Genomic DNA, 22,634 nt, shown 5'->3' with positions numbered 1-22,634 from the left:
CACCCACAGGACGAGCGTGATCGCGGCGATTTCGAGGAGGAGACGCCAGTCCAAGGTGGGCCTTGAGTCAGCGCTTAGGGGATCCTACGGAAAGCGTTAGCCATCTCTCGGAACAACCTTACGGAGGGCTGCGTCACTGCTGGCATGAGTTCACTGATTCGCCCGCGACTGTTCATCGTTGCCGGCCTCGCCCTGGTTGCGCTGATCGGCGCGACGCAACTGCACGGCTCGGCCGCGCAGGCCGGTGAGCAGCGCCCGCACCAGCTCGCCGTCGGCACCACAGATGGCGCCCAACCACAGACCATGAATGACTTCCTCGTCGCCGTGACCAAGGACGTCGACGCCTACTGGACCAAGGTCTTCGCCGCGCAAGGCTTGCCGGAGCCGCGCGTGAGCTACCAGATCCTCAAGCCCGGCGAGACGGCGGACAGCGCCTGCGGTCAGCTTGACGACAGCACCGCCGCCTACTGCCCCGGCGACGACACGATCACGATCGCCGAGCGCTTCGCCGACGGCATCTACGACGGCAGCCTCGACCGCGCCCTGCCCGGCAGCTCGCAGGGCTTCGGCGGGACGATGGGCGACTTCGCCGTCGCCTACGTCGTCGCCCACGAGTACGGCCACCAGATCCAGGACGAGCTCGGCGTCTTCAACAACCAGAACATCCCGACCGAGAACACCGAGCTGCAGGCCGACTGCTACGCCGGCAACTGGGCCAAGAGCGCGTATGACGAGAAGCGCCTCGACGACGGCGACATCCAGGAAGCGCTGAACGCCGCGCTGGCCGTGGGCGACTTCGACACCACCAACCCGGGCCACCACGGGACGCCCGAGCAGCGCGAGGAGGCGTGGAGCCGCGGCTTCGAGTCCGGCGATCCGTCCTCCTGCAGCGTCTACCTCCAGTCCTGAGGCAGCGCGACCTGGACGATCTCGGCCTCGCCGTTGTGGCAGAGGTAGCCGCGCCCGACGGTCATCGCGACCGGGGCGCGGCGCGGGAGCGTCGCGCCCGTCAGGTCGCCGTCGTAGTCGATGTTCGGCCGCAGCAGTACGCCGACCTTGGACTTGCGGACCTCCTGCGTCCAGTGGCCGTAGAGCGATCGGAGTGAGTCCGCCCGCGCGGCGGCGATGACGTGCAGGTCGTGCCGGCCCGCCCCGAGCAGGCCGGCGATCGCGCCGTCGACGTCGTCGAAGCCCTCGGCGTCGTCGATCAGCAGGACGATGGGGCCTTGCTGGACACGCAGCTGGGCGAGCATGGCCCCGGCCTCGGCGGCGGGGGCGTAGCGGTCGAGCGCCGGGCAGTCCGGCAGCGGCGAGCGGCGCCCGCCAGTCGCCGCGATGTGCAGCGGCGCGCCGGACGCGCGGAGCGTCTCGGCGAGCGTCCATAGCGTGAGGCTCTTGCCGCTGCGCGCCGGGCCGGCCACGATCGCGTGCTCGCCCTCGTAGAGGACCAGCTCGGCGACGTCGAGATCCGCTTCCCGGATGCCGAACCCGATCCGCCAGGGCTCCTGGTGCAGATCCGCGGCCGGCGAGAGCGTCACCTCGGTGGGCAGGACGCCGACCGGCGCCGCGACGGGTGCGACGCCCGGGTGGCGGCCGGCGACGACCGCGGCCGCCTCGGCGAGCGACGGGAGCGGGCGGCCGAGCTGGATCTGCAGCTTCGACTCGGCCATCACGGCGCGGCCGGGGGTCGCGTACGGGATGTCCTTGACCGTCAGCCCGAGCGAGACATAGTCGTAGGGGTCGGCGAGCCGGAAGAGCCACTTCTGCGTGGTCACGGCCATCCATCCGGTCGGGACGGTGTTCGGCCGGTCGGCGGTGACCGCCATGTGGATGCCGCTCTGCGGGCCGTCGGCGTAGACGCGAGCGAGCTCGTCCATCAGCTCGAGGCCGGCCACGTCGTCGAACTCCGAGCGCAGCGCGGCGAGGTTGTCGATCAGGACGATCGTCCGCGCGCCGGAGCGGCCGAGCGTGCGCCGCTCGTCGAGCTCGCGGCGCAGCCGCCGGATCAGCCGCATCTGGCGCTCGCGGTCACCGGCCAGGATCACGGAGCCGGTGTGCGGGAGCGTCTCCAGCGCCCGCAGCTCGCCCGCGCCGTTGTCGAACGCATAGACCTCGAGCCGATCCGGCGGATTCGCTGTCGACAGGCTCAGGACGAGGCTCGCCAGCGCGGTGGTCGTCCCGCTCCCGGGGATGCCGAACAGCAGCAGGTTCCCGTCGTCGAGGTTCCAGCCGACGGGGAACTGCCGCTGGCGCCGCGGCTCGTCGGCCAGGGCGACGTGGCCGTCGAGCTGTGCGAGGTCGAGCTGGCTGGGCAGCGGCTCGGGCCACGGCTTGCGTGGCGGCGCGATCCCCTCCGCGTCGTTGGCCTCGATGATCGCGTCGACGAGCCGCGCGAGGTCGCTCGGCCGCTCGCCCATGCGCTCGTCGATCGCCTCTTGGCGCGCGCCCGCCGTCGCGCCGAACTCGAACGGCGCGACCTCGACCGCGGTGTCGGACGTCGCGTCGGTCACGCACGTGATCAGCGCGCTCTGCAGCGGGACGACCTCGTCCGGGCCGAGCCGGAAGTACGCGCGGCCGGGCCGGTGGCGGCTGATCTCGGCGGCGCTGCGATCCCCGATCACGTCGGTGGAGTCCGCCGCGTCCTGCACGCGCAAGGCGATCCGCAGATTCGTGTTGGTGCGGATGTGGTCGTTGACCACGCCCGCTGGGCGCTGGGTGGCGAGGATCAGGTGCACGCCGAGCGTGCGGCCGCGCTGGGCGACGTCGACCAGCGCCGCCAGCAGCTCGGGCTGCTCGCGGGCCATCTTGGCGAACTCGTCGATCACGACCACCAGGCGCGGGAGCGGCTCGTCGTGGTCGCGCTCGTGGTAGGCGCGCAGGTTGTCCGCGCCGGCCTTGCGCAGCAGCCGCTCGCGGTACTGCAGCTCGGCTTCGAGCGCTCTCAGCGCGCGTTCTACGAGCGCCTCGTCGAGGTCGGTGACCATCCCGACGGTGTGCGGCAGCCGCGCGCACGCGTCGAAGGCGGCGCCGCCCTTGAAGTCCATCAGCAGGAACGTCAGCTGGCGGGGGTCGGTGGTGGCGGCGAGCGCGGCGATCAGGCTGCGCAGCAGCTCGCTCTTGCCCGAGCCCGTCGTCCCGCCCACGAGCGCGTGCGGGCCGTCGCGCTCGAGGTCGAGGCTGAAGACGCCCTGCTCGGTGACGCCGACCGGGCCGGCGGGCGAGGCGGGCGTCCCGGCGCGCTGCCAGCGGCGGCGGATCGCGTCGGGGGTGACGGCGTCGAGCTCGAGCAGCGGCAGCAGGCGCACGCTGTCGGGCAGGCCGGCGCCGGCGACGCTCAGCTCGGGGTCTTCGAAGCGCGCGAGGTCGCGGGCGCAGCGGCGGGCGGTTGCGGGATCGAGGCCGGCGACGATCAGCTCCTGGCCGCCGTCGGTGGAGTCCGTGCGGTGGGCGATCGCGTCGCCGTCCGGGCTGATGATCTCGATCACCGTGTTGCAGGCCGCGGGCAGGCGGTCGCGCGAGCTGGACACGACGATCCCGGCGACGGGGAGCCGCTTGTCCTCGCGCTCGGAACCGCCGCGGAGCAGCTCCCGCGCGGGCGCGTTGCGGCCCTCGATCAGCAGGTCGGAGTCGAGCACGACCAGTGCGGTCCCGCTCGCGGCGCCCGCGGTGAGGCGGCGCAGCAGCGCCTCGCTGCGTTCTCGACGCGCCGACAGCCACTGCTCGCCGTCACCGTCGGCGCTGCGGGTGTGCGGCAGCCACTTCGTCCACTCCCAGTCGGTGTCGCGGCCCTCGTCGACGAAGACGCCGACCGTCAGATCCGCCGGGCCGTGGTGGACGGCGGCCTGGCAGAGCAGGCTGCGGGCGGTGGCGAGCGCGAGGCGCCGGTCGCCGACGATGCCGACGACGCCGCCCTTGGCGAGCTCGACCGCGACCGGAGCGGCCCGCAGCCCTTCGCCTTTCAGCGTCTCCGAGACCTGCTCCGGCAACTTGGTCGACGGGCTGTCGGCCTGGGGTTGCCAGGCGACGTCCCCGAGACCCGCATACAGGCTGAGGAAGTCGTCGTGGTTCGGGCGGCGCTCCCACAGGCGCATGCTCGGGAGCTCGACCCGGCGCAGGACCTCGGCGGGGTCGGGCGTGCGCTGCCGGCGGCGGGCTCGCTCGACGGCGCCCGCGTCGCCGACCTCCGTCTGCAGCTCCCGCAGCTTCGCCCGGTACTCCTTCTGGTCTTTGACCTTCGTCGTGGTGTTGCGGCGCTTGGACTCGACGTAGGTGCCGATGCCGATCACCGGGCTGAGCAGCGAGAACAGCGCGAACCGCAGGTCGCGGGTGATCGCGACCATGACCACGGCGAGGACCAGGGGGCCGACCGTCGAGGCGATGCTGAAGTGGGCGGGCGGCGGGTCGCCGGGCTCGGACGGGACCTCGAGCGCGCCGGGCCCCGCGGCGCCGGCGAGGCGGGGTGGACGGTTGAAGGCGACCGCGCCGGAAGGGCCGACGTGGCGGCGCAGGTCGAGGCCGAGCGGGCGGTCCTCGTCGGCGGGAGCGCGGACGGTGAACGCGACCGCGCCGAGCTGGACGACGCTCCCGACGGCCACGTCCGCCGTCTCGTCGGTGACCTCGGCGCCGTCGACCCACGTCCCGTTGGCCGAGCCGAGGTCCCGCACGGAACCGGCGCCGTGCTCGTCGAGCTCGAGCTCCGCGTGGGCCCGCGAGATCGTCTCGTCGTCGAGCGTGATCGTGTTGGTCGCGTCGCGGCCGATCGTCCAGCGCCCGGCGCGGACCGGGACGGTGCGGCCCGCGGCCGGCCCGGTGAGGACGGCGAGCTCGAGCGGCGGGCGTGGCCGCGCGCCCGTGCCGTTCGGCGCCAGCTCGAGGATCGCGCCCTCATGCAGGCCGGCGTCGAGGGCGCGGGCGGCGGCGTCGACCACGCGGCCGTCGATCGCCACCGACTCCGGCGCCTGGACGTCGAGCGCCGCGTGCAGGACGTCGTGGAGCGTGGCCTCGGGATTGCGCAGGGAGACGAGCAGCTCGCGATCCCCGCCACTGTCGCGGAGTACGACGTGCACGGCCTACGCTTTTCCCCCATGAAGGGCCCGGCAGTCGATGCGCTGAACCCGGGGACGGTGCTGGACGGCCGCTACCGGATCGAGGAGGAGATCGCGCGCGGCGGCATGGGCGTGATCTATCGCGCGATCCACGTCACGCTCGACCTGCCGCGGGCGGTGAAGCTGATCACGCCGCAATTCGCCCGCGACCGCCGCTATCTGGAGCGCTTCCGGATCGAGGCCACCGCCGCGGCGCGCATCGAGCACCCGAACGTCGTGACCGTGCACGATTTCGGTGACGTCGACGGCGCTCCATACCTCGTCATGCAGTATGTCGAGGGCGTCGACCTCGAACGGCTGGTCGAGCGCGAGGGACCGTTGATGCCGCAGCGCGCGCTCGCCCTGCTGGCTCAGATCGCCGGCGGGTTGGACGCGGCCCATGCGATGGGGGTCGTGCACCGGGACGTCAAGCCGAGCAACATCCTAGTCGTCGGCGAGCGGGCCCTCCTGACCGATTTCGGACTCGCCAAGCAGCTCACCGGGGCGCCGCGCGGGGAGGACGAGCTCGTTGGCGGGACCCTCGAATACGCCGCCCCGGAGCAGATGGAGGGCCGCGAAGTCGACGCCCGCACCGACGTGTACTCGCTGGGCTGCGTCTTCCTGTTCATGCTCACCGGCCGGACACCGGGCATCGGCCAGCTGTGGGGCGATCAGCCCGCCGGCGACATCCCGCTCCCGCCCACGATCGAGGCGGTGATCGCCCGCGCCCGCGCCCGCGACCCGGAGCAGCGCTACGACAGCGCGGGTGAGACGGCGCGTGCCGCGATCGAGGAGGCGCGGCGGCTGGCGCGGGCGACGACGCGCCCGTCCACGGCCGCGGGGGCGCGCGGCGGTGCGGCGGGCGGCGGCGGAGCGACGGGCGGCGCTGCGGCGGGCGGCGGCGGCGCGGCGGGCGGCGGCGGCGCGGCGGGCGGCGGAGCGGCGGGCGGCGGCGGAGCGACGGGCGGCGGCGCGGCGGGCGGCGGCGGAGCGACGGGCGGCGGCGCGGCGGGCGGCGGCGCGGCGCGCTCGGCCGCGAGCGAGACGCGGTTGCGGCCTCGGCCCGTGCGGGCGGAGCGGCCGGTGATCCCCGACGAGCCCGAGCCGACGTGGTGGGAGCGGCGGCGCGCGTGGGTGCTCGGGGCGGCGGCGATCGTGCTCGTGGCGGCGACCGCGGGGGCGTTCGTCGCGTTCGGCGGCGACAAGCCGAAACCGGCACCCACTCCCACCGCGACGGCGACCCCGTCGCCCACGCTCACGCCGAGCCCGGCATCGACCGAGACGCCCACGCCCGAATCGACCGAGACGCCCACGGCGGAGCCGACGGCCGCGCCGGCGGAGCGCGACGTCGAGCGCGCGATCGCGCGCCACTGGCGGGCGATCCAGTCCGGCAACTTCGCGGCGGCCTACGACCGCTTCGCGCCGAACCTCCAGGATGCCGAGGCCCGCTCACGGTGGATCCAGGCGCAGAAGCGCGACGGGCTGGTCGACTTCGACCTCGAGGTCGCTCCGACGATCACCTCACCCACGACCGCGACGGCCCGCGTGGTCAAGCTGCGGACGGACGCGGTCCGCAGCGGTTGCCACGACTGGTCGGGAACGTACGAGCTGCGCAGGATCGGAGGGACATGGCGGATCTCGAAGGCCGGGCTGAAGAGCACCAGGTGCTGAGGCAGGTCAGGGCCAGGCACGACGACGACACGCTGGTCGTCTACCAGGCGTACTCGCCCGCCATCGCCGAGCCCGCGCTGCGGGCCGGGACGTTCGTGTCCCCGTTCAAGCGTGAGCGGATGACGTGGATCAAGCCGTCGTTCAACTGGATGATGTACCGCTGTGGGTGGGCGGAGAAGCCCGGCCAGGAGCGCGTGCTGGCGATCACGATCACCCGCGCGGGCTTCGATTGGGCGCTCGAGCACTCGTGCCTCGCGGACGAGGCGTCCAAGGAGCGCAAGCACGCCAGCCCGGTGCGCGTGCAGTGGGACCCGGAGCGCGACGTCGCGCTCCAGCGCCTCGAGCACCGCGCGATCCAGGTCGGGCTCGGCGGCGAGGCCGTCGGCCGCTACGTCGACGAGTGGATCACGGGCATCGAGGACGTGACGCCGCTCGCGCGCGAGGTCGCCGGGTTGGTCAGGGCCGGCGACCTCGCAGCGGCGGCCCGGCTGGTGCCGGAAGAACGGCCGCTGGAGCTCTCCGCCGCCGCGGCGGCGGCCGTCGGCGTCAGCTGAGCGCCTGCGCGGCGGCCTCGACGACCTTCTCGGGCATGTCCGGCGTGACCGTCTCGCGGATCGCGGCGAGCGCCTCCGGCGTCCCGATGTGGCTGAGCGCCCAGACCGCCTTGCGCTGCAGCTGCCCGAACTCGTCGGCATCCCACGTGATCGCCCGCCGCAGGGCCGGGATCGCCACGGGGTCGCGCGCCTCCTCGAGCGCGGAGACGATGTCCTCGGCATTGACGTCGTCCCGGCGCTCGTCGAGCACGGCGCCGAGCGTCTCGGTGTACGTCGCGGACGGATGCCGCAGCGCCGCGATCACGTACTTCTCGAACGTCGGCCAGTCACCGGACGCGCGGTTCGCGTCCAATGCCGCGGCGATGCATGGCTCGAGGCCGCTCTGCTCGTCGAGCCAATCGGCCTTCTCGCCGAAGACCTGCCACGCCCGTATGCGCTCGTCGAGTTCTTCGCAGGTCACCGGATGCCCTGGATATTCGAGTTGAAGATGTCCGCGCTGTCGCGCCGCAGGCCGTAGTTGACCGACGAGCCCTCGCCCTTGATGTGGATGTGGGTGGTGTCGCCCTTGGGCATGCGCGGCAGGTCGGAGTACGCGGGGTTGTTGTCGATCAGCGCGGAGCGGCTCGTGGCGCCCGCGTCGACCATCGCGTCCGTCGTACCCGGACGCATCTCGAAGCGCACGATGTTGTCGTACGTGCCCGGATGGCGCGCCGCGAGCTGCTCGATGTACGCCCGGTCCTGGGTGACGAAGTTCTCGCCGCGCGGCGTGATGCCCTTCACCGAGCGCACGCTCGCAAGCTCTTCTGGACTCATGCCCCGGTAGTAGACCTCAGGCTCGTTGCGGCCGAGGCGCCAGCCGACGCCGCCGGTCGCGCCGCCGACGACCAGGTCGGTCGCCATCCCGGCCGGGTCGAACGGGTTGTCGCCGTGGATGCCGCGGTTCACGCCGCCGCCGAGCACGTTGCTCGCGCCGCCGGCGACCACGCCGCGCATCACCGGGCTCATCGTCGCCAGCGCCCGCGCCGAGCCGAGGTACGCGCCCGCGCCGCCCGCCAGGCCGCCGACGAGGCCCGCGACCGCGACCTCCTTGTAGTTGACGCTGCCCGTCGTGACCTTCTGCACCGCGGCGCTGGAGCCCGCGCTCAGCAGCGCGCCGCCGATCATCGCGGCGCCGATCGGCCCGCCGACGCCCGTGGCCATCACGACCACGCCGCCGACGATCAACGCGCCCGCGATGACCCAGTCCTTGTTGCGCGAGATCCAGCTCTGGCCCATCCGGTCGCGGATGTCGCGCAGCTCCTGCTCGGTCACGGGACGCAGGCCGAGCGGGTCGACCTTGCCCAGGGGGTCGTTGCCCGCGTAGTGGTACGGGTTGGCCGAGTAGGCGGTGCCGAGCACCGGCGGGAGCGGGTCCGGGGAGAGGAACGCGCGGGTCGACGGGTCGTAGGCGCGGGCGCGCAGCCACGTCAGCCCGGCGAACTCGAGCTCGCCGCGGTAGCCGAGCCCCAGCTGCGACTCCGCGGGCGCGCCGAACGGGTCGCGCGGCGCGTCGCCCACGGGCGCGCCGAACGGGTCGCGCGGATCGGCGGCCGGCGCGTCGCCCACGAGCGCGCGGCCGTCCAGCCAGACGAGCGGCATGAGCGGGTCGGCCGTGTCCCACATGACCGCGGCGCCGTCGACCGCGGCCAGCTCGCCGAGCGCGTCGACGTCGACCTCCACGTCCCCGACGCCCGCCAGGTGGCCGAGCGCGTCCCAGCGCAGCTCGCGCTCGCCGTCGTGCACGCGCCGGCCGGAGCCGTCGTATGCGAAGCGCGTCCCGCCGCGCGAGACGAGCTGGCCCGCCGCGTCGTAGGAGGAGTCGACGGTCCCGAGCGGCGAGCGCTCCTGGACGAGCCGCCCGCCGGCGTCGTAGCTGAACGACCGGTCGCCGGCCGCGATCAGCTGACCCGCCGCGTCGTACTCGCCTTCGACCCGGAGCTCCGGCGTCCCCGTCGAGGCGATGAGCCGCCCCTCGGTGTCGTAGCGGCAGTGGGTGCGCGAGCCGTCCGGAAGGCCGATGAACGCGCAGCGGCCGTAGTCGTCGTAGCCGTACTGGAGCGCGAGGTCGTCGCGGCGCCGCTCGAGCAGCCGGCCGGCGCGGTCCCACGTGTAGGCGTGCGTGCGCCCGCCCGGCTCCACGACCGCGGTCGTGCGGCCGAGCTCGTCGCGCGTGATCCGCACCGGCTCCGCCCCCGCGGCGCCGAACGCGCACACGCTGCCTGATGCGTCGTAGCGCCACTCGCGCCGCCGGCCCGCGCCGTCCACGTGCGCCACGAGCCGCCCTGCGGCGTCGTACTCCCACGTCGTCTCGCGCCCGAGGGCGTCGACCTCGCGGACGAGCCGGTTCGCGCCGTCGTACTCGCGCCGGAGGGTCGCCCCGAGCGGATCGGTGATCTCGGTCACGCGGCCTCGCTCGTCATACGCGAAGCGCGTGACGCCGCCGCCCGAGTCGGTGGCCGCGACGAGCTGGCCCGCGGCGTCGTAGGCGAAGCGGCGCGTGCCGGACGAGCTGTCGGTGATCGCGACCGTCTGGCCGCGGTCGTCGTACGCGTACAGCGTCAGGCCGTGCCCGGGGACGTGACGCTCGACCAGCCGTCCGGCCTCGTCGTACTCGAACCGCTCGACGTCGCCGTCCGGCGAGTGCGACTCGACGAGCGCACCATCGGCGTCGTAGAAGAACGCCCACCGGCGGCCGACGTCGTCCACGCGCGCCGCGGGCCGGCCGCAGCGGTCGTACTCGAAGGTCGTGACCGCGCCGGCCGGTTCGGTCACGCGCGACACCCGGCCTCCGGCGGTGAACTCGGTCTGCGTGGTGCCGCCGAGCGGGTCCTCGCTCGCCGTCATCCGGCCCATGCGGTCGTACGTGGCGCGCGCCGTCGTCCCGTCGGGGCGCGAGTTGGCGACGCACCGGCCGAGCACGTCGTAGTCGAAGCTCGCGGAGGTGACGCCGTCGAAGATCCCGGTGACCCGGCTCAGCCGGTCGAAGGTGGCCTCGAAGCGGGTGCCGGCGGGGTCGACCGAGGCGGTCAGGTTCCCGCCCGCGTCGTACTCGCGCAGCCAGGTCGCGCCGGTCGGGTCCGAGATCCGCGTCAGACGGCAGAGCTCGTCGTACGCGAAGCGCCAGGTGGCGTCGCCGGGCTCGACGACCTTGGTGTGGTTGCCGAGCACGTCGTAGGCGTGGCGGGTGACGCGGCCGAGCGGGTCGACGGTCTCCGCGGTCTCGCCGTGCTCCCCGTAGCGGGTCTCGACGCGCGCGCCCGACGGGTCGACCATCGCGGTCACGCGGCCGGCCGCCGAGTACTCGTAGCGCCAGATCGCGCCGCCCGGCTCGTGGCGCTCGACCGGCCGGCCCGCGGCGTCGGCGACGAACGTGGTGCGGCGCCCGAGCGGGGAGACCGCGGCGACGATCGTGCCCGCGGCGTCGCGCTCCAGCAGCGCGGTGTTGCCGTCGGCGTCGGTGGCGGACACGAGGTTGCCGTCGGCGTCGAAGCCGAACTCGAGGCGCACGCCGTCGGGGTCGGTGATGGCGTGCACGAGCCCGCCGCGAACGTCCATGCGGGTGACGCCGCCCTCGGCGTCGATCAGCTCGGCGGGGCTGCGCTCGTCGCGCTCGTAGACGTGGGTGATGCGCCCGCCGGTCGAGGCGGTCACGTCGACGACGCGGTCCTGGTCGTCGTGCGTGAAGCCGATCTCGACGCCGGTCGGCAGGACGCGGCGGACGAGGTTCGCGCGCTCGTCCCATTCCTGGACGGTGACGGCGCCCTTGCGGTCGGTCACGGCGACCGGGTTGCCGAGCGCGTCGTACTGGAACGACACGCGGGTCTCGTCGCCGGCGATCAGCGAGACGAGGCGGCCGTGGGTGTCGTGGATGTAGACGTTGGCGGGGCCGTCGGTGTCGTCGGAGGTGACGGTCACGTGGCCGGGGAGGTAGGCGAAGAGGGTGTTGCGGCCGAAGGGGGAGAGCTGGTGGATGACGCGGCCGTCGTCGTCGTAGGCGTTGGCGAGCTCGACGACGCCGTCCGCATCCGTGACCGACAGCACCTTGCCCGCGTCGCCGACCTCGTAGCGGCGCCCGTCGGCCTCGACCAGGTTGCCGTCCTCGTAGCGGTAGCTGACCGTGCGGCCGTCGGAGGCCTCGAGGGCGGTGACGCGGTCGCCGTCCCAGAGCAGACGCACGCTGCGGCCGCCCGGGTGGCGCAGCTCGATGACGCGGCCGTCGGCGTGCTCGAAGCGCACGTCGGTTCCCGGCCCGCTCGTGGCGAGGACCGGCAGGCCCGCCTCGTCGAACTCCCACCGCTCACCGCCGAAGCGGTGCAGCACGAGACCGGACGGGCCGGGCTCGACGAGCCCGGCGACACCGAGCACGCGGCCGTAGCCGGCGCCCATGCGGGGGAACAGCGCGCGTTGGCCGTCGGGGCCGATGTACTCGGCGCCGTCGGCGCGGGCGATCAGCCGCGCGTCGGCCCAGCAGGACCAACCCGGGCCGAAGGCACCGACGGCATCGGAGCGGCTGTTGTACATGCGCGCGACGCGCAGGCCGGTCAGCAGGCCGTCGAACGGGAGATCGTCCTCGAGCTCGACGAAGTTGCCTGAGGCGGTGTTGACCGGGTCGTTGGCGTAGCCGGTGGTGGGCGGCATGCCGTAGGCGACCGGGTCGTCGAAGGTGACGTGCGCGCGCCCGCCGAGCAGGCCCGCGGCCTTCAGGCTGGCGTGGATCGCCGAGTCCGGGAGCGTCTTGACCTGACCGTCGCCGCCCGCGTGCCGGAACGCCTGCGCGATCTTGGCGACCCAGCGCGCGTCGATCTCGTTGTACTCGACGAACGTGCCGAAGCCCGCGAGCAGCGAGTGGATGTCGAGCACGCCCCACTCGGTGCCGTCGAGGAAGCTCGCATAGTCGCTGCGCAAGCGGCCCTTGTGGGTGCGCAGGACGTCATCGGCGCCGCGGCTGCGCGCGGCGAAGCGGTCCAGGTCATCCGGACGCGCGGAACTCGTACCCATCGGTCACCTCCCGTCCTTGGGAGCGGCGCCCCCGCCGGGCGCCGCTCGTCACATCGGCGTGTTCAGGCGCCCCCGCCGGCGGTCATGATGTTCGTGGCGATCTTCTGCAGCTGCTCGCGCAGCTGATCGAGCTCGGTGTGCGCCTTGTCGAGCGCCGACTTGGTCTCCGGCCACGTCGAGTCGCGGAACGTCTGCGCCAGCGGCCCGTCCCAGACGTCCGGGTTGGACAGGATCTTGCCCTGCGCGTCGAGCTTGGTGATCTGCTCCACCAGCCCGCCGTTGATGATCCCCTGCACCTGTTGAATCGCGCTCTTTGCCTGCTCCGTGGAGAGCACACGTCCGGCCATCATTCGCTCCTTTCAGCGATGGTCACTGCTTATTCCCGTCCCTGGGTGCCCGGGGCCGGGGTGACGAAATGCGGGGGCGGCTCGGGCGGGGGGATCGGCGGCTTGTCGTCCTCGCCGAACAGGAAGTCCCCAGCCTTGTCGAGAAAGCCCTCGTCGTCCTGCTTGCGCTTCCATTCGCGCGCCTTCTCGCGGCGATCCTGCTCGCGCCGCGCGGCCTCGGCCAGTTCCTTGACCTGATTGGCCGCCAGGGTCATCGCATCCGAGAGACGCCCGGCGTCGGAGGTGCAGATCCGCATGCGCTGGGCGAACTGGCGCGAGTACAGCCCGCGCCACTCCTCACGTGCGTGTGAGGCGTACCCGTTGCGCTGGGGGACCTGGCTGTCGAGGGTCCCGGCGGTCGAACGCAGCTCTTGCTCGAGCGACGACGCACCGGCCCAGTTGAACCGGACGTCCTCCTCGATGCCCTTGAGTTCGTCGCCCATGGTCACGATGGTGCCCAGAAGCGGGGGGTCCTACGAGAGTCCCAGGACCCAACTTGCGGTTGGGACCCGGCCTAGGAGTCCCAGTACGGGAAGTCCAGGTGGGTCATGAGGATGTTGAACAGCTTCTCCGGGCTGTTCATCTGGCCGAAGGAGTCGAAGAGCTCGTCCCAGAGCTGCGCCCAGAACGGCTCGTCGTACTGGTCGGTCCCGCCCGCGCGGTGGGTCTTCGCCGGTCCCTTGAGCTCGGCGAGCTTGAGGCGGAACTCGAGGCCCTTGCCGGCGCCCCAGAGCTGGTCGCCGAGGTACTGCTGGAACGCGTGGATGTGGGCGCCGTGGTCGATGCCGGAGAACGGCAGGTCGACCATCATCCGCGGATCCTTGATGATCGCGAGGAACTGGGCGAACTCCTCCTCGGGCGTGCCCTTCTTCGGCGTGCGGAACTCGTTCGGCTCGCGGCCGCCGCCGATCCGCTCGTGCAGCTCCTCGGCCACCGTCCGCTTGTTGATGCGCGCCTGCTCCCACAGGAAGACCATCTGCTCCTGGACGAAGTCGACGCTCGACATCGCCTCGTAGTACTCGCGCACCTTGCCCGCGAACTCGGCGTCGGTCTTGGCGATCTCCGCGATCAGCCCGTCGATCTCGGGCGGGACGCCGCTCTCCTTCGCCTTCTCGACCGCCGCCCGCCGGACCTCGCGCAGCGCCTTGCCGACCTCCGCGCGCACCTTCTCCGCGGACTCGTGGTACTTGCGCCCGTCGTCGGGCTTGATCTTCGTCTCACGCACCGGCGCCACGGGGTCCTTGTGGTGAAACGGCCGCGCGCCCTTGCTGCGCGGGCGGCGGCTGCCGGCGTAGTCCTCCTCGGTCCGCGGCCGCGCGGCCGACGGCGGCTTGGCGGTGGTCTTGGCCTTGGCGCGCTCGACGGCGCCGACGAGCGCCTCCGGCGGGGGACCGGGCTCGTGGATCGCCTGCGGGACGCCGTCAGAGACCGGCCCGCGACCGGCCGCCGGCTCGACCGGCTTCGCCGCCGGTTTGCTCACGGCGTGGCCGGCGAACGTGAGGAAGCCGCCCATCGCGCCGCTGGTGATCATGTCGTCGAGCACGTGGTCGGCGAAGTCGCCCCAGGTCTTGACGGTCCACTTGCCCTCGAGCGCGCGGTCCATCAGCGCGCCGGTCGCGGTCGTGAACGGGGAGGACGCGACGCTGCCGGCGACCCAATCGGCGAACAACTGCGGGCCGTTGGCGGCGAGTGAGGCGCGCGAGAGCCCGTTCGCGGCGAGCACCTCGTCGGAGACCGTCGCGCCCCACTTGGCCAGCCGCCCGCCGAGCACCTGCGAGAACTTGCCGCCGATCACGCCGCCGACGAACCCGGTGACGAGGTCCTTGGCGCCGCGCTTGCCGATCTTGGCGACGTCGAAGTGCTCGCGCTCGCCGATCCGCATCTCGCCGATCTGGTTGAACGTCTCTTCGGCGGCGCCCAGCCCGGCGGTCGTCCCGGCCCCGATCGCCGCCTGCCCGAGCAGCCCGGCACCCTTGACCGCGCTCGCGGCCGCGCCGCCCGCGCCCGCCTCGAGCACGACGATCGTCACCTTGATGCCCGTGATCGCCCGCGACGCGCCCTGGATCGAGGCGTCGACGTACTCGTCGAGCTTGCGCTGGCATTCGCGCAGGTCGGCCGCGGCCTTCTCCAGCAGCCGCGTCGCGCGCTCGATCCGCTCCTGCGTGGCGTCGAACGCCAGGGCCGCCTGCATCAACGGGTTGCGCTCGAGCTCCGGCGGGAGGCCGCGGTCGATCAGCGCCTCGCCCGCCGCCCAGCTCTTCTGCAGGGCCGCGTCGGTGGAGTCGAGCACGTCGCGCACGTCGGCCAGCGCTCCGCGGCCGACCTCGTTCCACATGTCGGGGTCCGGCAGCTCCGCCCCGCCGAGCAGGTCCGACCAGAAGCCGGCGATCCGGTGCTCCTGACGGCGCTCGACCTGCCGCTGATTCTCCGCCCGCCCGGTGTCGAGCATGTCGTGCGCCATCCGCCACACCAGACGCAGCTTCTTGACGGCCTCCACCGGCGTGAGCCCGTGGAAGCGCATCGGCCGCGTGTCGATCGTGACCTCGAAGTCGTAGCCCTTCTCGGCCGCCGCCGGCGCCTCGGCAACGGGCTCGCGGGCGAGCATCCGGGCCACGGCGGCGTTGCCCGCGCCGCGCTGCAGCGCCAGCAGCCCGGCGGGGCCGAGCGCGTCGGGACGCGGCGCCGTCCGGGGCGCCGCGTCGGTCCGCTTCGGTCTCCGCTCGGCTGTGCGCATCCGAGCATGAGACCCTCCTGAGTGCGCCCTGACAATCGGTGGGCGACCCCGAACTTACGCCGCGGCGATCGCCTTTCGCAGTGCCTTCAGCGCCGCGACGTAGATCTCCGAGAACGTCGGGAACGGCTGGATCGTGTCGTTGACGATGTCGACCGGGATGCGCGCGCGGATCGCGAGCGTCGCCTGCTGGAGCCACTCGCCCGCCTCCGGCCCGAGCGCGTGCGCGCCGGTGATCCGCTCGCCGTCGCTGAGCAAGGTCAGGTAGCCGTTGGACTCCGCGTACGCGTGCGTGTACGTGGCGGTCTTGGCGACCTCGGCCAGCTTCGCGGTGGCGCTGAACCGCGCCTCGGTGGCGCCGACGGCGGCGGCCTGCGGGTCGGTGTAGGTGACGCGCGGGACCGCGTCGTAGTTGGCCTCGCGGCGCTCGCCGAGCAGGTTCGCCGCGAGCACGTCCCCCTGGTACTTGCCGACGTGCGTGAGCGGGAACAGGCCCGTGACGTCGCCGACCGCGTACAGGCGCTCGGCGACCCGCAGCGTCGCGTCGACCGGGACACCGTGCGGGTCGGGCTCGATCCCGACCGTCTCGAGGCCGATGCCGTGCACGCGCGGGCGCCGCCCGGTCGCGACGAGCAGCTTGTCGCCGCGCACCTCGCGGCCGTCGTCGAGCGTGATCACGTAGTCCTCCCCGTCGCGTGCCGCGGAGGCGGCGCCCGCGCCGAGGATCAGCTCGATCCCGTCCTTGCGCAGGACCTCGCCGAGCGCGTCGCCGAGCTGCGCTGCCTCGCGCGCCAGCACCCGCTCGCCGCGCTCGATCAGCACGACCTCGCCGCCGAACCGGCGGACCGCCTGGGCCAGCTCCGTCCCCACCGGGCCGCCGCCGAGGACGATCAGCCGCCGCGGCACCGCTTTCATCCCCGTCGCCTCGCGGTTGGTCCAGACGCCGTCGAGCTCGCGCAGGCCGGGGACCGGCGGGATCACCGGGTCGGCGCCGTTGGCGAGCACGACGTGCTCGGCCGTGTAACGGGCGTCCCCGACCTCGACGACCCCGGTACCGGCGAGCTTGGCGGTCCCGCGCAGCAGCGTCATGCCGTTGTCGGTCACCCACTTCGCCGCCCCGGTGTCGTCGTAGTTGGAGACCATGAAGTCGCGGTAGGCGAGGGCCGCCTCCACATCGACCTCCGCCTTGCCGGCGGCCTCGCGGGCGCCCTGCACGGCCTCACCGGGCCGCAGCAACGTCTTGGACGGGATGCAGGCGTAGTAGGAGCACTCGCCTCCGACCAGCTCGCGCTCGACGATGGCGACCCGCAAGCCGCCCTCGGCCAGCGCCCCCGCGGTGTGCTCGCCTGGCGAGCCGCCGCCGATCACGATGACGTCGTAGTCCATGCCCGCAACATAAAGGGGCCTGACCCCTTTATGTGGCTTTCACATGACTTTCACGAAGGGCGGTTCGCGGGTCGGCCAAGCTGCCGGGATGCATCCCCGCGTCTGCGCGCTCGCCGCCCTCGTCCTGCTGTCCGGTTGCGCGTTCGGCGGCGGGGATTCCACGCAGGATGCCGGCCGCCCGACGGCGACCCCGCGGCCGCTCACCGGCGCCCAGGCGCACGCGCCCGCGCCGCCCACGTCCGCCGCGCTGACGCGGATCCCCGACGGCCCGGCGGCGCAGAGCCGGCTCTCCTACGTCGCGCTCGACCAGCTCGGCGACGTCTCGCTGCCGTTCGACGAGGAGGCATTGCTGCAAACGGTGCTCGGGCGCGGTGCGGCGGTCGTCGCCGATGTGCCGAGCGGCGCGGCGAGTTCCGCGGTGCAGGTGGGGCGCGACGCGACCGTCCTGCGCGGCGAGGGCGTCGCGGACCTCGAGGGCGTGCCGAGCGGCGCGGACGGCGTGATCCTCGGCGTCGAGGGCGCCGCGGCGGACGCGCTGGCCGACGCGAACCCGGAGACGAGCGCGATCACCCCCAACGCGCAGAGCGCGGTGCAGTCCTGCCTCGGCGACGTGCTCGCGCAGACGATCGTCGGCCCGGCGGAGATGGGGTCCGACGCCGCGGTGGGCGTCGGCCTGGCGCACTCGGCGACCGAGCCGGACGCGCTCGAGCTGCGGATCTGCGGCGCGCCGCGGCTGATCCGCCACGTGCACGCGCTCGAGAAGCAACTCCAGCGGGCGTTCAAGGACGCGTCGGTCGAGGAACGCGAGATCGGCGAGCGGGAGATCATGACCGCGGTCGTCGACCTCGACGCCCTGCCCGCGAAGCGGGTGCTGACGCTGCTCTCGGCCGGACCCGAGCTGCGCGCCCTGACCTGGCGGTGATCTTCTCATCTAGCTTTCACGAAACGATCACGAGCCGCGAGTGCCGTTGGACCAGCATCCGGGCTCATGAGAGCGATGAGGATGGGCGCCGTGGCGCTGGGCGTGGCCGTAGGAGCGGCCGCGGGTGGCGTCGCCATCGGCGCCGCCGGGCCGGACAAGACGGCTGAGCTGGCGAGCAAGATCGACGCGAACAAGCCGAAGAACGTGATCCTGCTGGTCGGTGACGGCATGGGCGACTCGGAGGTCACCCTCGCCCGCTACTACGGCAAGGGCGCCAACGGGCGGCTGAACATGGACAAGCTCGCCTTCCGCGGCAGCTCGATCCACTACGTCCTGCGGCCCGGCCCGGGGCCGAACTACGCGCCCAACTACGTGGGCGACTCGGCGCCGACCGCGACCGCGTGGTCGACCGGCAAGCGCACGCAGGACGGCCGGCTCTCGCAGGGCCCGTCGACCGCCGACAACGTCCCGGGCGCCAACGCCGGGTACACGACCTACATGGAGCTCGCGCGTGACGCGGGTAAGGCGACGGGCAACGTCTCGACCGCGGAGATCACCGACGCGACGCCCGCCGGGCCGAGCTCGCACATCTCCCAACGCGCCTGCCAGGGCCCGGCGGACACGCGCACCACGTGCCCGACCGAGGCCAAGACGGCGGCGACGCCGGGTCTCGGCTCGATCGCCGAGCAGCAGGTCGACCAGGGCTTCGACGTCTACCTGGGCGGCGGTCGCGCCCGCTACGAGCAGGCGCTGGCCGCGGGCGGGACGACGAACGTCATCGACTACGCGAAGAGCAAGGGCTACACGTACGTGTCCGACAAGCAGGGCCTGTCCGGCGTCCAGCCCGGCGCCAAGGTCCTCGGCCTCTTCAACTCGTCGAACATGACGACCGAGTACGCGCCGCTGTACGCCCGCACGCAGGCCTACTACACGGCCAACCCGAACCGCGACATCCAGGTCCAGGGCGGGTCTGAGACGACGAAGTGCCAGCCGCAGAGCCGCGGCAACGAGCCCTCGCTCCCCGAGATGACGACCAAGGCGCTCTCGCTGCTCGAGCAGGACAAGGACGGCTTCGTGCTCCAGGTCGAGGGCGCCTCGATCGACAAGCGCGACCACGCCGCCGACGTCTGCGGCCAGATCGGCGAGACGCTCGGCTTCGACGAGGCGATCGGCGTCGCCCTCAACTACCAGGCCGCGCATCCCGACACGCTCGTGATCGTCACCGCCGACCACGCCCACACGTCGCAGATGACCTACAACACCTCGCCGCCCGCGACCGGCACGAGCTTCGCCACGCTGCAGACCGTCGACAACAGCCCGATCCGCGTCTCCTACGGCACCGCGGACACCGGCGCCGGCGCGACCACGTCCGGCTCCCAGCACCACACGGGCGCCCAGGTCCCGGTCTGGGCCTCCGGCCCGCGCGCCGCGGACATCCAGGGCACGATCGACCAGACGGACATCTTCTCCGTGCTGACGATCACGCGGGGCGCGGCCACCAGCACGGCGCAGGCCCCGGTCGGCGCCACCGTCCCGGCGACCTTGGCGCTGTCGCTCGGCGCCAACCCGTCGTTCGGCGCGTTCACCCCCGGCGTCGCCAAGGACTACACCGCCTCGACCTCGGCCAACGTGGTCTCGAGCGCCGGCGACGCCGCGCTCACCGTCTCCGACCCCGGCCACCTGATGAACGGCACGTTCTCGTTGCCGTCCGCGCTCGAGGTCGCCTTCTCGAAGTCGACCTGGACCGGCCCCGTCTCCAACGACCCGGTCACGATCAACTTCAAGCAGCACGTGGGCGCGGCCGACGCGCTGCGCACGGGCAGCTACTCGAAGTCGCTGACGTTCACGCTGTCGACGACGAACCCGTAGAACCTCAACCGACCGGGACGTAGCGCGTCGCGATCGCCTGCCGTGCCTTGCGCGACGTGGTGGCCCACTTCAGGAACCGGGCCATCGCGCCGCGCGGCTTCCCGCGGGTGACCACGCCGAGCGGGCGGTGCGCCGGGTAGGTGCCGTTCGCGATCGTCGACCGGGTGCACGCGATCCCCTCGTACGGGATCGCGTGCACCGGCGCGGTGAGCGCCAGGTCGACGTACCCGAACGCGCCCGGGGTCTGCTCGACGTAGTCGCGCACCGCCGCGGAGGTCAGGACCGTCAGGGGCTTCCAGGCGACCGGTGTGGCAGGGTCGACGAACACCGACTGGAACACCTGCCCGGCGCCCGTGTTGAGCGCGCGGCCGACAGGCACGATCGGGCCGGTCACCTTCGAGCCCGGAATCTGGCTCCAGTCGGTGACGCGCCCTGCGACGATGTCCTGCAGGAGCGCGCGGGTGATGCCCGGTACCGGGTTGCGGCGACTGGAGATCAGGCAGATGCCGCTCGTCGCCAGCGGCGTCAGCACGAGATCGGCCGGGTCGCCGGCCTGCAGCGGGCGTGAGACCAGGCCCCCGTCCGCGATCCCGCGCTCGGTGTCGGCGATGCCCGTGGCGGTGTTGCCGCCCGAGAGCGCGAAGCTCGGCGGGTTGGGGGTGGAGTGGCGGTAGAAGTAGGCGAGGTCGGCGAGCAGTGCCTGGACGACCTGGTCGCCGCCGAGGGTGAGCGTCGTCTGCGCGCGTGCGGGTGCCGCGCCGGCGAGCACGGCCGCGACCACCAGCAGCGCGACGAGCGAACGGATCACGTGCCCACCCTTCCCCCGGAGCCGACCTGGCGCTTCCCGGCGCGCTGCGCCGTGACCTTGCGGGTGGCGCTCGCCAGCACCTTCCCGGACGCGTCGATCGCATCCACCTTGACGCGTGACGCGGCGCGGTTGATCTTCACGCTGAACTGCGAACGCCGGGCCTGGACCTCGGCTCTGGCGTTGCCGAGCGTGAAGCGGTAGCGCTTAACCGCCGCCGTGGAGCCGGAGACCCCGACCTGGACCTTGGTGGTGCGCTTCTTGCTCGTCGCGCTGAGGATCTTGATCGACGGCGGCTGCGGCGGCGTGTAGCCGACCTTCCCGGTCGCGGCCAGCACCGTGTTGAGCGCGTCGACGTACCCCGCCGCGACCGGCAGATCCGACCGCGCGGCGTTCGCCATCAGCGCCGCGCGCAGGTCGACCGCGCTGATCCCCGGGCTGGCGGCGGCGACGAGCGCTGCGACGCCGGCGACCATCGGGGCGGCCATCGACGTGCCGCTCTTGACCACGTAGCCGCCGTCGTTGGCGGTCGAGAGGATGTCCGCCCCCGGCGCGGCCACCTGCACGGTGAGCTTGCCGTAATTGGAGTAGCTGCTCAGGTCGCGCCCGTTCGCCGGATCGGTCGAGGCGACGGCGAGCAGGTTCGGGGCGGCCAGCGCCGCGGGATAGGCGGGCTGCGTGTCGATGTCCTTGGAGTCGTTGCCCGCGGACGCGACGACGAGCACGTTGGCGGCGGCGGCGGTCTGCACCGCGTCGGCCACGCGCTGATCGTTCTCGGTGCTGGTCAACGACATGTTGATGATCCGCGCGCCGTTGGCGACCGCGTAGCGGATGCCCTCCGCGACCGAGCCGGTCGTCCCGGAGCCGTCGTTGCCGAGGGCCTTGATGATCATCAGCTTGGCCTGCGGGGCGGCGCCGACGACCCCGCGACCGTTGCGCGCCGCGGCGATGATCCCGGCGACGTGCGTGCCGTGGCCGAAGCCGTCGGAGACGTCCTGGCCGGGCTGCGTGCTGGACAGGTCCACGCCGTGGACGTCGTCGATGTAGCCGTTGTTGTCGTCGTCGATCCCGTTGCCGGGGACCTCGTTGAAGTTGGTCCAGATGTTCGGCGCGAGGTCGGGATGCTCGATCCGGGCACCGGAGTCGATCACGGCCACCGTGACCCCGGCGCCGCTGGTGAGGTTCCAGGCCTCGGGTAGGTTGATCACGACGTCGGGGGCGACGGCCCACTGCTCCTCCTCGAGGGCCTCGGGCGCGGCCGCGGCTCGCGCCTTCAGCGCTCTGACGGAGTGCTTCGGCCAATAGCGCGCGAGGTCGGACAGCTTGGTGACGCCGAGCCGGGTGGCGACGTCGCGCAACATCGCGAAGCTGTTGCGGTCCTGGGCCGGCGACTTGCGCATCGCGGTCGCCCCGAACCGCGCGAGAGAACTGCGCAGCGACTTGCCGCCCAGGTAGCCGAGGAGCGACCCGGAGTAGCCCGGCCAGATGTCGATCTTGCGCTGCTTGAACGCGGCCACGGTCTCCGGCCGGAGGCCGCCGGACGGGCGCACGCGGACGCGGAAGCCGTCGCCCCGGAGCGCCGCCGCGTAGAGGTACGCGAGCGTCTCGTTCTCGTCGAACGCCTGCCAGCCCAGGACGATGACCGGTCCGCGGCGCGTGTGCCGGGCCGGGCCGCCGAGACCGTTGGCGTCGATGAACTCGCCGCCGACCGCTTCCGGCAACCGGCCGTCGATCACCTGCTGGTTGAGCCCGCGCAGCCGCAGCGTCGTGAGCAACGCCGACGCCGCGTCGAGGCGCTTGCGCAGCGCCGGGCCATAGGTCTTCAGAAGGCTGCTGCGCACCACCGGCACGATGTGGTCGCTGGAGATCATCCGCTTGTCGTCGGCCAGCGGCAGGATGTCCGGGCGCGACAGCTGCGGGTTGGAGGTGAACACCTCGGCGACCTCGGCGATCCCGTCGTCGAGCGCCTGCACCCCACCGTCGGCGACCGGCAGCTTGACGAACGAGCTCGTCGGGTCGAAGTCGTAGACACGCTTGAACCCGGGGATGCAGTTCACATTGACCGGACACGAGGCCGGGGCGGCGAGCCGGACCTGCGGCTCCTGCGCCCTGGCCACGGCCGGGAGTGCGAGCAGAGCCGCCGAAGCGGCGATCACCATTCGGGGTGTCGTGAGCGCTCCCATGCCCGC

Annotated in this window: 14 protein-coding genes; 5 read left to right on the top strand and 9 right to left on the bottom strand. The window is 72.9% G+C overall.

The window, feature by feature from the left end; genetic code table 11:
- The first annotated feature begins 144 nt into the window (after positions 1-144).
- On the top strand, positions 145-909 hold the full coding sequence (locus tag G569_RS46100; protein ID WP_053225953.1) for a neutral zinc metallopeptidase: 765 nt from the start codon (positions 145-147) through the stop codon (positions 907-909).
- On the opposite strand, the gene G569_RS0106555 is transcribed toward G569_RS46100, so the two are convergent.
- Positions 894-5,066, bottom strand: coding sequence for a type VII secretion EssC family protein (locus G569_RS0106555; RefSeq protein WP_028062828.1), 4,173 nt, complete (start codon positions 5,064-5,066; stop codon positions 894-896). The two genes, G569_RS46100 and G569_RS0106555, sit on opposite strands and share 16 nt — an antisense overlap.
- 18 nt (positions 5,067-5,084) lie before the next feature.
- Here G569_RS0106555 and G569_RS62270 point away from each other — a divergent pair, with 18 nt between their 5' ends.
- Together G569_RS62270 and G569_RS46090 are read left to right on the top strand one after the other, a co-directional pair.
- Positions 5,085-6,755, top strand: coding sequence for a protein kinase domain-containing protein (locus tag G569_RS62270; protein ID WP_064750273.1), 1,671 nt, complete (start codon positions 5,085-5,087; stop codon positions 6,753-6,755).
- Positions 6,713-7,309, top strand: coding sequence for a DUF4291 domain-containing protein (locus G569_RS46090; protein WP_053225950.1), 597 nt, complete (start codon positions 6,713-6,715; stop codon positions 7,307-7,309). The genes G569_RS62270 and G569_RS46090 overlap by 43 nt, the downstream gene beginning before the upstream one ends.
- Here G569_RS46090 and G569_RS0106540 read toward each other — a convergent pair.
- From G569_RS0106540 to G569_RS0106515, 6 genes are all read right to left on the bottom strand, one after another.
- On the bottom strand, positions 7,302-7,769 hold the full coding sequence (locus tag G569_RS0106540) for a HEAT repeat domain-containing protein (protein ID WP_028062827.1): 468 nt from the start codon (positions 7,767-7,769) through the stop codon (positions 7,302-7,304). The genes G569_RS46090 and G569_RS0106540 overlap by 8 nt on opposite strands.
- Positions 7,766-12,346, bottom strand: coding sequence for a DUF6531 domain-containing protein (locus G569_RS0106535; RefSeq protein ID WP_028062826.1), 4,581 nt, complete (start codon positions 12,344-12,346; stop codon positions 7,766-7,768). The genes G569_RS0106540 and G569_RS0106535 overlap by 4 nt, the downstream gene beginning before the upstream one ends.
- Before the next feature lie 62 nt (positions 12,347-12,408).
- Complete coding sequence (locus tag G569_RS0106530; RefSeq protein ID WP_028062825.1) at positions 12,409-12,693, bottom strand: hypothetical protein; 285 nt, start codon at positions 12,691-12,693, stop codon at positions 12,409-12,411.
- 29 nt (positions 12,694-12,722) lie between these two features.
- A complete protein-coding gene (locus tag G569_RS0106525; protein ID WP_028062824.1) occupies positions 12,723-13,175 on the bottom strand; it encodes a hypothetical protein in 453 nt (150 codons plus the stop codon).
- 71 nt (positions 13,176-13,246) lie between these two features.
- Positions 13,247-15,466, bottom strand: a complete 2,220-nt coding sequence (locus G569_RS0106520; protein WP_028062823.1) for a hypothetical protein — start codon at positions 15,464-15,466, stop codon at positions 13,247-13,249.
- Positions 15,467-15,520: 54 nt separating this feature from the next.
- Entirely contained in the window at positions 15,521-16,849 is a 1,329-nt protein-coding gene (locus G569_RS0106515; protein WP_028062822.1) for a dihydrolipoyl dehydrogenase family protein, read from the bottom strand.
- 43 nt (positions 16,850-16,892) lie between these two features.
- On the opposite strand from G569_RS0106515, the gene G569_RS0106510 reads away from it, so the two are divergent.
- Both G569_RS0106510 and G569_RS46085 read left to right on the top strand, forming a co-directional pair.
- Entirely contained in the window at positions 16,893-17,771 is an 879-nt protein-coding gene (locus tag G569_RS0106510) for a hypothetical protein (protein ID WP_157591854.1), read from the top strand.
- A 66-nt stretch (positions 17,772-17,837) separates the two neighbouring features.
- Complete coding sequence (locus G569_RS46085; protein ID WP_084284332.1) at positions 17,838-19,640, top strand: alkaline phosphatase; 1,803 nt, start codon at positions 17,838-17,840, stop codon at positions 19,638-19,640.
- Between the two features lie 4 nt (positions 19,641-19,644).
- Here the strand turns inward: G569_RS46085 and G569_RS0106500 are convergent, their stop codons facing one another.
- Both G569_RS0106500 and G569_RS57390 read right to left on the bottom strand, forming a co-directional pair.
- Entirely contained in the window at positions 19,645-20,448 is an 804-nt protein-coding gene (locus tag G569_RS0106500; RefSeq protein ID WP_028062820.1) for a substrate-binding domain-containing protein, read from the bottom strand.
- The gene (locus G569_RS57390) at positions 20,445-22,628 is read right to left on the bottom strand and encodes a S8 family serine peptidase (RefSeq protein ID WP_084284329.1); all 2,184 of its coding nucleotides are present in this window, start codon (positions 22,626-22,628) and stop codon (positions 20,445-20,447) included. Before G569_RS57390 ends, G569_RS0106500 begins: the two co-directional genes overlap by 4 nt.
- Positions 22,629-22,634 lie beyond the last annotated feature (6 nt).

Source organism: Solirubrobacter soli DSM 22325 (assembly GCF_000423665.1).
GTDB classification, from domain to species: Bacteria; Actinomycetota; Thermoleophilia; order Solirubrobacterales; family Solirubrobacteraceae; genus Solirubrobacter; species Solirubrobacter soli.
This window is presented reverse-complemented; position numbering and strand designations above follow the sequence as displayed.

What these genes read in the sequence shown, in the direction of transcription:
- G569_RS62270 (WP_064750273.1), top strand. Translation starts at nt 5,085, where the DNA reads ATGAAGGGCCCGGCAGTCGATGCGCTGAACCCGGGGACGGTGCTGGAC.
- G569_RS0106510 (WP_157591854.1), top strand. Translation starts at nt 16,893, where the DNA reads ATGACTTTCACGAAGGGCGGTTCGCGGGTCGGCCAAGCTGCCGGGATG.
- G569_RS0106515 (WP_028062822.1), bottom strand. Translation starts at nt 16,849, where the DNA reads ATGGACTACGACGTCATCGTGATCGGCGGCGGCTCGCCAGGCGAGCAC.
- G569_RS57390 (WP_084284329.1), bottom strand. Translation starts at nt 22,628, where the DNA reads ATGGGAGCGCTCACGACACCCCGAATGGTGATCGCCGCTTCGGCGGCT.
- G569_RS0106530 (WP_028062825.1), bottom strand. Translation starts at nt 12,693, where the DNA reads ATGGCCGGACGTGTGCTCTCCACGGAGCAGGCAAAGAGCGCGATTCAA.
- G569_RS46085 (WP_084284332.1), top strand. Translation starts at nt 17,838, where the DNA reads ATGAGAGCGATGAGGATGGGCGCCGTGGCGCTGGGCGTGGCCGTAGGA.
- G569_RS0106525 (WP_028062824.1), bottom strand. Translation starts at nt 13,175, where the DNA reads ATGGGCGACGAACTCAAGGGCATCGAGGAGGACGTCCGGTTCAACTGG.
- G569_RS46100 (WP_053225953.1), top strand. Translation starts at nt 145, where the DNA reads ATGAGTTCACTGATTCGCCCGCGACTGTTCATCGTTGCCGGCCTCGCC.
- G569_RS46090 (WP_053225950.1), top strand. Translation starts at nt 6,713, where the DNA reads ATGGCGGATCTCGAAGGCCGGGCTGAAGAGCACCAGGTGCTGAGGCAG.
- G569_RS0106535 (WP_028062826.1), bottom strand. Translation starts at nt 12,346, where the DNA reads ATGGGTACGAGTTCCGCGCGTCCGGATGACCTGGACCGCTTCGCCGCG.
- G569_RS0106520 (WP_028062823.1), bottom strand. Translation starts at nt 15,466, where the DNA reads ATGCGCACAGCCGAGCGGAGACCGAAGCGGACCGACGCGGCGCCCCGG.